General features: G+C 70.5%; 8 protein-coding genes. 3 read left to right on the forward strand and 5 right to left on the reverse strand.

Translation table 11 applies throughout. The features are described from left to right. The first annotated feature begins 84 nt into the window (after positions 1-84). Together ACFYV1_RS14450 and fahA are read left to right on the forward strand one after the other, a co-directional pair. Positions 85-2,091, forward strand: coding sequence for a CocE/NonD family hydrolase (locus ACFYV1_RS14450; RefSeq protein ID WP_389395774.1), 2,007 nt, complete (start codon positions 85-87; stop codon positions 2,089-2,091). Positions 2,092-2,148: 57 nt separating this feature from the next. Beyond that, the gene (fahA, locus tag ACFYV1_RS14455) at positions 2,149-3,375 is read left to right on the forward strand and encodes a fumarylacetoacetase (RefSeq protein WP_389395775.1); all 1,227 of its coding nucleotides are present in this window, start codon (positions 2,149-2,151) and stop codon (positions 3,373-3,375) included. A gap of 97 nt (positions 3,376-3,472) precedes the next feature. On the opposite strand, the gene ACFYV1_RS14460 is transcribed toward fahA, so the two are convergent. Both ACFYV1_RS14460 and ACFYV1_RS14465 read right to left on the reverse strand, forming a co-directional pair. Then, positions 3,473-4,339 (reverse strand): carbohydrate-binding protein, encoded by an 867-nt coding sequence (locus ACFYV1_RS14460; protein ID WP_389395776.1) that lies wholly within the window; start codon positions 4,337-4,339, stop codon positions 3,473-3,475. Positions 4,340-4,378: 39 nt separating this feature from the next. Next, positions 4,379-5,332: an AraC family transcriptional regulator gene (locus tag ACFYV1_RS14465; protein ID WP_389395777.1), complete on the reverse strand. Its 954-nt coding sequence runs from the start codon at positions 5,330-5,332 to the stop codon at positions 4,379-4,381. Between the two features lie 202 nt (positions 5,333-5,534). Between ACFYV1_RS14465 and ACFYV1_RS14470 the strand changes: the two genes are divergently transcribed. Further along, positions 5,535-6,143 carry a Uma2 family endonuclease gene (locus ACFYV1_RS14470; RefSeq protein ID WP_389395888.1) on the forward strand — a complete coding sequence of 203 codons (609 nt, stop codon included), beginning with the start codon at positions 5,535-5,537 and terminating at the stop codon, positions 6,141-6,143. Positions 6,144-6,204: 61 nt separating this feature from the next. On the opposite strand, the gene nuoN is transcribed toward ACFYV1_RS14470, so the two are convergent. From nuoN to nuoL, 3 genes are read right to left on the reverse strand one after another with little or no spacing between them, the layout of a single operon-like run. Then, entirely contained in the window at positions 6,205-7,860 is a 1,656-nt protein-coding gene (gene nuoN, locus ACFYV1_RS14475) for an NADH-quinone oxidoreductase subunit NuoN (RefSeq protein ID WP_389395778.1), read from the reverse strand. Next, complete coding sequence (locus ACFYV1_RS14480; RefSeq protein WP_389395779.1) at positions 7,857-9,452, reverse strand: NADH-quinone oxidoreductase subunit M; 1,596 nt, start codon at positions 9,450-9,452, stop codon at positions 7,857-7,859. Before ACFYV1_RS14480 ends, nuoN begins: the two co-directional genes overlap by 4 nt. Positions 9,453-9,455: 3 nt before the next feature. Next, a complete protein-coding gene (nuoL, locus tag ACFYV1_RS14485) occupies positions 9,456-11,399 on the reverse strand; it encodes an NADH-quinone oxidoreductase subunit L (RefSeq protein ID WP_389395780.1) in 1,944 nt (647 codons plus the stop codon).

The following is an 11,399-nucleotide window of genomic DNA, read 5'->3' on the forward strand; positions in this document are numbered from 1 at the left end:
GCGATCAGCCTCAATGGCGATAAATGCGGCATTCGCTGGTTACCGTCGAGCCACCTCCCCTCACGCGCCCGCAGAGGTCCCCACATGCGCATCCGCACCGATTTCCCGTACGAGACGGTCCGCGAGGATCTCCGTGTCCCGCTGCCCGACCGCACTCTGCTGTACGCACGGGTGTGGCGGCCGGACACCGCGGACCCCGTGCCCGCGCTGCTCGAGTACGACCCGCACCGGCTCACCGACGTGACGGCCGTCCGCGACGGCGAGCGCCACCCCTGGTACGCGGGCCACGGCTACGCCTCGGTGCGGGTCGACGTGCGCGGGCACGGGAACAGCGAGGGTGTCCCGGGCGGCGACTACGACGCGGTCGAGCTCGCCGACGGCGTCGCGGTGATCGAGTGGCTGTCCCGGCAGCCGTGGTGCACCGGCCGCATCGGCATGTTCGGGATCGGCCGCGGCGGCCGCAGCGCGCTGCAGATCGCGGCACTCGCTCCGGAGCCGCTGAGGGCCGTGGTCGTGGTGGACGCGACGGACGACCCCTACGACAACGACGGACCGTACATCGGCGGAGCCACCGCGGCGCAGGGGCTGCACTCCCGGGCGGCGGGCAGGCTGGCGCTCGCGGCCAGGCCCCCGGATCCGCTCCACACGGGCGACGAATGGCTCTCGGTGTGGACGGCGCGGCTGGCGGCACTCACTCCCGTCGTGCACACCTGGCTGGACCATCGGCTGCGTGACGATTTCTGGCGGAGCGCCGGCATCAGCGACGACACCGCGGCGGTGCGAGCCGCCGTACTGGCGGTGAGCGGCCTGCACGGCCCGTGCCGGGACACGGTCCTCCGGCTGGTCGAGCGGCTCCCGGCGGAGCGGGTGCGCGGGCTGATCGGGCCGTGGCCGCGCCAGTACCCCGACCGGCCCCCGGAGCAGGGAGGAGACTGGCAGGCGATCGGCTTTCTCCAGGAGACCCTCCGCTGGTGGGACCACTGGCTCAAGGAGCGGGACACGGGCGTTCTGCCGGAGCCGTTGCTGCGCTGCCGGCTGGGGGCGGCCGAGCCGTCCCGGGGCCGGTGGGCCGCCGAGCCCGCCTGGCCCTCCCCGCACGTCACCGTCGTCCCGTACGCACTGGGCGGCGGGCCGGTCGTCGTCGACTCGCCGCAGCACACGGGGACGGACGCGGGCCGCTACCTGCCGGTCGGCCGCGGCGCCGAGCTGCCGCCCGACCAGCGCGAGGAGGACGCGCGGTCGGCGTGCTTCGAGTTTCCCGTCGGCGCGGACCCGATCGACGTCCTGGGCCGCCCCAGGGTGACCGTGCGGCTGCGGCCCGCCGGACCGGGCGCAGTCGCCGTGGCCCGGCTCTGCGACATCGCCCCCGACGGTGCGGCCACCCTCGTGACGCGCGGGGCGCTGGATCTCGCGGCCCGCCGGGGTCCGGAGCGGGCGGAACCGTGGCCTCCCGGCACGACGGAGGACGTGACGTTCGAGCTCTCCGTGGCGGCTCATGTCTTCGCCCCCGGACACCGCATCAGGCTCGCGGTCTCCTCCGCGTACTGGCCCTGGATCTGGCCGCGTCCGACCCCGGCGGGCTTCACCCTGGACCCGGCCGGATCCCGGCTCGAGCTGCCGGTGCGCGAACCGACCGACGAGAGGATCGGCTTCCCGGAGCCGGAACACTCCGCGCCGCCCGCGGTCGCCGTCCCGCAGACGCTGGACGAGCAGCGGCCCCGGCTGCTGCTCACCCGTGACGTCCAGGCCGGCCGCTGGACGCTGGAGGCGACGCCCGACCGCGGTGGTACGCACGTCCATCCCGACGGTCTGGAGTACACGCAGGAGAGTCACGAGACGTACACGGTCGAGGAGGCTGACCCGCTCTCCGCCCGGGCCCGCTCCGAGTGGGCGATCCGGCTGCACCGGCCGGAGCTGTCGTGGGACGTGCGCGTCGAGACGCGCTCCGAAATCGGATGCGACGCGACGCACTTCACCACCTCCGACGAGCTGGTGTGCCGGGCCGGCGAGGAGATCGTGTTCCATCGCACCTGGGAGAAGCGCATCTTGCGGACGGGCGTGCGGGATCACTCGCCGGGCGCAGTGCCGTGACCACCGGGTGGGCACGTAACGTGTCATCCACATCCGTGGAAAGCGAGGCAAGCACCGATGCCCGAGCAGAGCCCGCTCGATCTCGCCGAGGGCGATCCCTTCGGCCCGCACAACCTTCCGTACGGCGTCTTCACCACGGCCGACGAACCGGACCGTCGACGGCTCGGCGTCCGTATCGGGAACCATGTGCTCGACGCCGGGGCCGCCGCGCTCGCGCTCGGCTCCCCCTACGCCGGCCTGCTGGCGCAGCCGAACCTCAATCCCCTGCTGGCCGCCGGGCGCACCGCTTGGCGTGACGTCCGCCGGGCGATCACCGCGTGGGTCACGGTGCCGGCGCACCGGCCCGACATAGAGCCGCTGCTGCACCCGCTGGGCGCCGTGACGATGCACCTGCCGTACGAGGTGGCGGACTACGTCGACTTCTACGCCAGCGAGCACCACGCCACCAACGTGGGCCGGATCTTCCGCCCGGACGGCGATGCGCTCACCCCCAACTGGAAGCACCTGCCGATCGGCTACCACGGCCGGTCCGGCACGGTCGTCGTCTCCGGCACCGACGTCGTGCGCCCCTCCGGGCAGCGGAAGGCGCCCACCGACGCCGCTCCGGTGTTCGGTCCTTCCGTGAAGCTCGACATCGAGGCCGAGGTCGGTTTCCTCGTCGGCACGCCCTCCGAGCTCGGCACCCCGGTGGCTCTCGGCGACTTCCGCGACCACGTCTTCGGGCTGTTCCTGCTCAACGACTGGTCGGCGCGCGACATCCAGGCCTGGGAGTACGTGCCGCTCGGCCCTTTCCTCGGCAAGTCCTTCGCCACGTCCGTCTCCGCGTGGGTGACCCCGCTGGAGGCGCTGGACGCGGCCAGGACCGCGCCGCCCGCCCGTGACTTCGACCTCCTCCCCTACCTGGACGACTCACAGGACGAGGAGCCCGGCGGCTTCGACGTACGGATCTCGGTGGCGATCAACGGCCAGGTCGTGGCGGAGCCTCCGTTCGCCACGATGTACTGGACCGCCGCCCAGCAGTTGGCGCACATGACCGTCAACGGGGCCTCCCTGCGCACCGGCGACCTGTACGGCTCCGGCACCGTCAGCGGCCCCGAGGTGAACCAGCGCGGTTCGCTGCTGGAGCTCACCTGGAACGGTCGCGACGCCTTCGAACTGCCGGAGGGCAAGCGGACGTTCCTCGAGGACGGCGACGTGGTCACCCTGACCGCGTGGGCTCCTGGCGCGGACGGGGTCCGTGTCGGGCTGGGCGAGGTCACCGGGCGGATCGTCCCCGCACGCTGATCGCACCTCTTCACCATGAAGGCCCGGCTCCCCCGGCTCGGCGGTTTCCAGGGGTGCCGGGCCTTCGCGCGGCCCCCTCAGCCGCGCCCCGCCGTGGTCACTCGGCCCGCCAGAGCGCCGGGACCGACGGTGGCTCCCAGCCCGGCTGGGCCACATGGCTCTGGAGGCACACGTAGGCGCCTCCGCCATGAGTGACCCGCGCGCCGGAGGCGTAGGTCGTGCCCACCGCCCATGTACCGCCCGGCGGCGGGGTGGTGGGGCTTCCGGTCGGGCCCGGCCCCGGGTTCTGCGGCACGTTCAGCACGAAGTCGAACGCCGCCTCCTTGGCGCCGCCGCTGTCGCGCACGGTCATCAGCAGCCTCGGATCGAAGAGCGAGTCGGTGCTGTTGCGGGGCTCTCCCGGGAAGTAGAGCTGCGTGGTGAGCACGGGCCGGCCGGGGGCCTGCGCCTTGACGTGGATGTGCCGTGTGCGGCCCGGGTAGAGACCCGGCACGATCGTGGTGAGCGTGAACGCGCCCTTGGCGTCGGTGAACTGGTGCCCGCGGAAGCGGAAGCCCACGTTGTCGTAGGCGCCGTTGACGTCCGCCTGCCAGAAGTCGAGCAGGACCCCGCTCAGGGGGAGACAGGCCAGTCCGAAGACGTAGCCGGTCACGGTCAGGCGGGTGCCCGGCGTGTTCGGCTCCAGCAGCGAGGAACGCCGTGGCGAGTGGGGCTTGAAGTACGGGCCCTCCATCTGCGGTGGTGTCGGGTCGTCGCCGTCGTCGCACTCGGGTGTCAGGGCCGGCGACCCACCGGTCGCCGAGGCGGTGCGCGCGAGTGCGGGGAAGCCCATCAGGGCGACGGGCGCGGCCACCGACGCGGCGAGCGCCGCACGCAGCAGCGTCTTGCGGCTGGGGCCGGGGGTCTGTGTGCCTGCTGTGATCTCCTCGGGGTGTTCCCCGTTCGTGCCGGTGGCGCCGTCCATGCCTGCTCCTTCGTGGGGCGTGGGGGATCGGCAACGAACCTACGCAGGCGGACGCGGCCGGGCGATGGACTGGATCCGGTGTTCGTGGTGATTGGCTCCTGACACGTCCCCGCCCCGCCGGAAGTCCCCCGGGCTCACACCGGTCTCGCGGCGGAAGAAGCGGCAGAAATACGCGGGATCGGCGAGTCCGACGCGGCCCGCCACCTGCCGCACCGAGAGGTCCGTCCTGGCCAGGAGCCGCTTGGCCTCGTGGGTGCGGGCCTCACGGACCAACTGGCCGGGCGTCCGCCCGGTCGCCGCCCTGACCGCCTCCGCGAGATAGCCGCCGCTGACCCCGATCCGGTCCGCGCAGGCTCGAACCGACCACAGGGCGGGGTCGTTACGGGCGATCAGCCGTACGAACTCCTCCGCGACCGTGCCGGGCCGGCTGGGCGGGCGGGCCGGGGCGGGCTCCGGAAGCCGGGAGGCGCGTACGACGAGGATGTGGAGCAGTGCCCGCAGCACGGTCGCGAACCCGTCGGCGCCGGTGCGGTACTCGTCGTCGAGGTCGGCGATCAGCCGTCCGGTCCGCTCGTGGGTCGGTCCGTCGAGGTCCCGCCACGGCCGCTCCCCCAGCCGCCGCAGCAGTTCCCGGTCGCCGGGGTGGTCGAGCAGGAAGTCCTCGGTGAACAGGACGACGGATCCGTCCAGTCCCCTCGCACCTTCCCAGTGGTGGATCCGGCCGGGCGTGACGACTCCGAGGTGGGGTGGGCGCAGCTCCCAGCGGCAGAGGTCCACGACATGGGCGCCGGTGCCGGCGGTGACGTGGACGATCTCGTAGAAGGTGTGGCGGTGCGGGAAGTCGGCGCGGGACATCGGGCCGATGGTGTCGAAGGTGCCGATGGCGAAGGGCATGGCGTTGGGCATCGGCACCTCGAGGCGGTGCATGGGCGGTACGCCCTCACTCGGGGCGGGGCAGGGTGCCGTCCCCGGTGGAACCGTGGTGCCGCGCACGGGCCGGCTCCTCTCTGCGCGAAATGACAGGTCCAGACCAATCATCATCACCATGGCACGGCTCGCGCCGGCGCGGAACAGGTGGGGTCGATCGGGGGTCGCGTCAATACGAGGTGATTCGTTCACACGTGCGCGAGGTGTTGATCCCTTTCCGCCGGATACGCTGGACGTGAACGCGAGACTCCGTCTCATGGGAGCACTGATGAGCGTGGAACCGAGGGCACAGAAGGCCGACTGGCCGGTCCCGCCCGTGGGCGGCTGGCTCGCTGACGACCTGGACAGGCTTCCCCACCTGCCTCCGCACACGGAGCTGATCGACGGGAGCCTCGTCTTCGTGAGTCCGCAGACACTTTTCCACGAGCGCACGGTGGATTTCTTCAAGTGGCAGCTGCAGTCGCTGGCACCGGAGGACTTCGAGGTCGTCCGTGAGTTCACCATCGACGTGGACCGCCAGAACCGACCCGAGCCCGATGTGATCGTCGTGCCCGAGCACGTCATCCAGGACGCCGGCCAGACCCGCTTCCCGGCCGAGACCGTGCGCCTCGCGATCGAGGTCGTCTCCCAGGAGTCGGAGTCCCTGGACCGGGAGACCAAGCCCCTGAAGTACGCGCGGGCGGGCATCCCGGCCTACTGGCGCGTGGAGAACGACAACGGCCGCGCCGTCGTGTACGTCTTCGAACTGGAGCCGAACACCGGCCAGTACGTCGGCACGGGGATCTTCCGCGACCGGCTCAAGGTCGACGTGCCGTTCCCCTTCGACCTCGATCTGACCGAGATCGTCCCCAAGCGCAGGCGGTCGCGCGAGCTGTAGGAACGACGAAGGTCCGGCCCCTCCCCCGAGGAGACGCCGGACCTTCTCGCCGCACGCCCGGTCAGCGCACGAACACCCCCGCCTGGCTCGCCAGGTCCAGGAAGTACTGGGGGGCGACGCCGAGCACCAGGGTCACCGCCACGCCGACACCGATCGTCGTCATGGTCAGCGGGGAGGGGACGGCGACCGTGGGCCCCTCCGGCTTCGGCTCGCTGAAGAACATCAGCACGATGACCCGGATGTAGAAGAACGCGGCGATCGCGGACGAGATCACACCCACCACGACCAGCGCGGCCGCGCCGCCGTCGGCCGCCGCCTTGAAGACCGCGAACTTGCCGGCGAAACCGGACGTCAGCGGAATGCCGGCGAACGACAGCAGGAACACCGCGAAGACAGCCGCCACCAGCGGCGAACGCCGCCCGAGACCGGCCCACTTGGAGAGGTGGGTCGCCTCACCGCCCGCGTCGCGCACCAGCGTGACGACGGCGAACGCGCCGATCGTCACGAAGGAGTACACGAGCAGGTAGAAGAGGACGGACGAGACGCCCTCGGGCGTCGCCGCGATCACACCGGCCAGGATGAAGCCGGCGTGCGCGATGGAGGAGTACGCCAGCAGGCGCTTGACGTCGGTCTGGGTGATGGCGACGATCGCACCGCCCAGCATGGTGACGATCGCGACGCCCCACATGACCGGCCGCCAGTCCCAGGTGAGACCCGGCAGCGCCACGTACAGCAGTCGCAGCAGCGCGCCGAACGCGGCGACCTTGGTGGCCGCGGCCATGAAGCCGGTGATCGGGGTCGGTGCGCCCTGGTAGACGTCGGGCGTCCACATGTGGAACGGGACCGCGCCGACCTTGAACAGCAGGCCCATGAGGATCATCGCGCCACCGATCAGCAGCAGCGCGTCGTTGCCCATGGTGTCGGCGAGTGCCGGGTCGATGGTGCGGACACTGCCCTCGACGACGTCTGCGATCCGGGCGTACGAGACGGAGCCCGCGTAGCCGTAGACCAGGGCGATGCCGAACAGCAGGAACGCGGAGGAGAAGGCGCCCAGCAGGAAGTACTTCACCGCCGCCTCCTGCGACATGAGCCGCTTGCGGCGGGCCACCGCGCACAGGAGGTAGAGCGGGAGGGAGAAGACCTCGAGCGCGATGAACAGCGTCAGCAGATCGTTGGCAGCGGGGAAGACCAGCATGCCGGCGATGGCGAAGAGCGCGAGCGGGAACACCTCGGTGGTGGTGAACCCGGCCTTGACCGCGGCCTTCTCGTGCTCGCTGCCCGGTACGGCGGCGGCCTCCGCGGCGAACGAGTCGACGCGGTTGCCGTGCGCTTGGGGGTCCAGCCTGCGCTCCGCGAAGGTGAACACCGAGACGATCGAGGCCAGCAGGATCGTCCCCTGCAGGAACAGCGCCGGACCGTCGACGGCGATGGCTCCCATCGCCGCGATCTGCTTCTCCGTGGTGGCGTATCCGCCGGCGGCGAGCCCGACGACCGCCGCGAAGGCGGCCGCGAGCGCGACGACGGTGAGGAACACCTGCGTGTGATACCGGGCCCTGCGGGGGACGAAGGCCTCCGCCAGGATGCCCAGGACGGCCGCACCGACGACGATCAGCACCGGTGCGAGCTGTGCGTACTCGATGTGGGGCGTCGGGATCTCGCGGAGCGGCTCGACCTCCGCAGCCTTTGTCCACAGGCTGTGGACAGCTGTTGCGCTCACTTGGCCGCCTCCACATCGGGCCGGGGGTCCTGCTTCTGTACGTCGGACATTGTGTGCTCCACGGCCGGATCGATGATCTCCGTCAGCGGCTTCGGGAAGACACCGAGGAAGAGCAGCAGTGCGATCAGCGGAGCCACGACGGCCAGCTCACGCACCCTGAGGTCCGGCATGCTCCGCACCTCGGCCTTCACCGGGCCGGTCATCGTCCGCTGATAGAGGACCAGGGTGTAGAGCGCGGCGAGCACGATTCCGATCGTCGCGATGATGCCGGCCACCGGATAGGCGGCGAACGTGCCGACCAGGACCAGGAATTCGCTGACGAAGGGTGCGAGACCCGGCATCGAGAGGGTGGCGAGACCGCCGATGAGGAAGGTGCCCGCGAGCACCGGGGCGACCTTCTGCACACCGCCGTAGTCGGCGATGAGCCGCGAGCCGCGCCGCGAGATCAGGAAGCCGGCCACCAGCATCAGCGCCGCCGTGGACAGTCCGTGGTTGACCATGTAGAGCGTCGCACCGGCCTGGCCCTGGCTGGTCATCGCGAAGATGCCCAGGACGATGAAGCCGAAGTGGGAGACCGACGCGTAGGCGATCAGACGCTTGATGTCGCGCTGGCCGACGGCGAGCAGCGCGCCGTAGACGATGCTGACCAGCGCCAGCACGATGATCACCGGGGTGGCCCACTTCGAGGCCTCCGGGAACAGCTGGAGACAGAAGCGCAGCATCGCGAAGGTGCCGACCTTGTCCACGACCGCGGTGATCAGCACGGCCACCGGGGCGGTCGCCTCACCCATCGCGTTGGGCAGCCAGGTGTGCAGCGGCCACAGCGGCGCCTTGATCGCGAAGGCGAAGAAGAAGCCCAGGAAGAGCAGACGTTCCGTGGTGGTCGCCATCTCCAGCTCGCCGCTCGCCCGGGCCTCGGCGATCTCGGAGAGCGAGAAGCTCCCGGCGACCACGTAGAGCCCGATGACGGCGGCCAGCATGATGAGCCCGCCGGCCAGGTTGTAGAGCAGGAACTTCACGGCCGCGTAAGAGCGTTGGGCTGCCGCGTTCTCGTCGGTGCCCGCGTGCGCGCGGTCGCCGAAGCCGCCGATGAGGAAGTACATCGGGATGAGCATGGCTTCGAACAGGATGTAGAAGAGGAAGACGTCGGTGGCCTCGAACGAGAGGATCACCATCGCCTCGACCATGAGGATCAGGGCGAAGAAGCCCTGGGTCGGCCGCCAGCGCGAACCCGCCGACGGTTGCGCCTCCAGCGGGTCGGCGTCGTGCCAGCCGGCCAGGATGACGAACGGGATCAGCAGCGCGGTCAGCGCCACCATCACGACCCCGATGCCGTCCACCCCGAGCTCGTACCGGACGCCGAAGTCGGCGATCCAGGAATGGGACTCGGTGAGCTGGTAGCGGTCGCCGCCGGGCTCGAAACGTACGAGCACGATCACGGCGAGGACGAGCGTGGCGAGCGAGACGAGCAGCGCCAGCCACTTGGCGGCGGCCCTCCTCGCGGCGGGAACGGCGGCGACGGCGATGGCGCCCACCGCCGGGAGCACCGCTGTGGCCGTCAGGATCGGGAACCCTGTGCTTACTGCGGACATGGCTCAGACCCCCCTCATCAACAGGGTCGCGGCGATCAGGATCGCCGTACCGCCGAACATCGAGACCGCGTAGGTGCGGGCGTAGCCGTTCTGCAGTTTGCGCAGCCGGCCGGAGAGCCCGCCGAACGAGGCGGCCGTCCCGTTCACCACTCCGTCGACCAGGGTGTGGTCCACGTAGACCAGGGACCGGGTGAGGTGCTCGCCCCCGCGGACCAGGACCACGTGGTTGAAATCGTCCTGGAGGAGATCGCGGCGGGCCGCCCGGGTGAGCAGCGAACCGCGCGGTGCGGTGACCGGGACCGGCTTGCGTCCGTACATCAGCCAGGCGATGGCCACGCCGATGAGCAGCACGACGACCGTCGAGGCCGTGATGGCCGGGACGCTCATCACCGGGTGCGGGTGCTCGAACTGTGTGACCGGCTCCAGCCATGTCACGAACGCCTCGTTCAGGCTGAACAGACCGCCGGCGAAGACCGATCCGAAGGCCAGCACGATCATGGGGATCGTCATGGACCTGGGCGACTCGTGCGGGTGGGGCATCTCGCCGGGGTGCGCCTGCGCGCCCGGTTCGACGCTCGCGGCCTTCTCCGGGTCCGGCGCCGGCTGCCAGCGCTTCTCGCCGAAGAAGGTCATGATCATCACCCGGGTCATGTAGAACGCGGTGATGCCCGCGCCGAGCAGCGCCACCCCGCCGAAGATCCAGCCGCGGATGCCGTCGTCGTAGGCGAAGGCCGCCTCGATGATCTTGTCCTTGGACCAGAAACCGGACAGGCCCGGGAAGCCGATGATCGCCAGGTAGCCGAGGCCGAAGGTGACGAAGGTGATCGGCATGTATTTGCGCAGACCGCCGTACTTCCTCATGTCCACCTCGTCGTTCATGCCGTGCATGACCGAACCGGCGCCGAGGAAGAGCCCGGCCTTGAAGAAGCCGTGCGTCACCAGGTGCATGATCGCGAAGGCGTATCCGATCGGGCCGAGACCGGCCGCCAGGATCATGTAGCCGATCTGCGACATCGTCGAACCGGCCAGCGCCTTCTTGATGTCGTCCTTCGCGCAACCGACGATCGCACCGAACAGGAGCGTGACCGCGCCGACAATGACGACCGCGAGCTGCGCGTCCGGTGCGGCGTTGAAGATCGCCCCGGAGCGGACGATGAGATAGACGCCCGCGGTGACCATGGTGGCCGCGTGGATCAGGGCCGAGACCGGGGTCGGGCCCTCCATCGCGTCACCGAGCCAGGACTGGAGCGGCACCTGGGCCGACTTGCCGCACGCGGCCAGCAGCAGCATCAGGCCGATGGCCGTCAGCATGCCCTCCGAGGTCTCGCCCGTGGACTCCAGCACCGGGCCGAAGGCGAAGGTGCCGAAGGTGGTGAACATCAGCATGATCGCGATCGACAGGCCCATGTCGCCGACGCGGTTGACGAGGAAGGCCTTCTTCGCCGCGGTCGCCGCACTGGGCTTGTGCTGCCAGAACCCGATGAGCAGGTAGGACGCCAGACCGACGCCCTCCCAGCCCATGTACAGCAGCAGGTAGTTGTCGGCGAGGACCAGCAGGAGCATCGCCGCGAGGAAGAGGTTGAGGTAGCCGAAGAAGCGGCGGCGCCGCTCGTCGTGCTCCATGTAACCGATCGAGTAGATGTGGATCAGGGAGCCCACACCGGTGATCAGCAGGACGAAGGTCATCGACAGCTGGTCGAGCTGGAAGGCGATGTCCGCCTGGAAGCCCTCGACGGGGACCCAGCTGAACAGCCTCTGGTGCAGAGCGCGTTCCTCCGCACCCTTGCCCAGCATGTCCACGAACAGCACGGCGCCGACGACGAAGGACGCGGCCGCCAGCAGGGTGCCGAGCCAGTGCCCGGTCTTGTCGAGGCGGCGCCCGCCGCAGAGCAGGACCGCCGCCCCGAGCAGTGGCGCCGCGACGAGCAGCGCAATCAGGTTCTCCAC

The organism is Streptomyces sp. NPDC003023 (assembly GCF_042888225.1).
Taxonomy (GTDB): Bacteria; Actinomycetota; Actinomycetes; order Streptomycetales; family Streptomycetaceae; genus Streptomyces.

What these genes read in the sequence shown, in the direction of transcription:
- ACFYV1_RS14470 (WP_389395888.1), top strand. Translation starts at nt 5,535, where the DNA reads ATGAGCGTGGAACCGAGGGCACAGAAGGCCGACTGGCCGGTCCCGCCC.
- ACFYV1_RS14460 (WP_389395776.1), bottom strand. Translation starts at nt 4,339, where the DNA reads ATGGACGGCGCCACCGGCACGAACGGGGAACACCCCGAGGAGATCACA.
- ACFYV1_RS14450 (WP_389395774.1), top strand. Translation starts at nt 85, where the DNA reads ATGCGCATCCGCACCGATTTCCCGTACGAGACGGTCCGCGAGGATCTC.
- ACFYV1_RS14480 (WP_389395779.1), bottom strand. Translation starts at nt 9,452, where the DNA reads ATGTCCGCAGTAAGCACAGGGTTCCCGATCCTGACGGCCACAGCGGTG.
- fahA (WP_389395775.1), top strand. Translation starts at nt 2,149, where the DNA reads ATGCCCGAGCAGAGCCCGCTCGATCTCGCCGAGGGCGATCCCTTCGGC.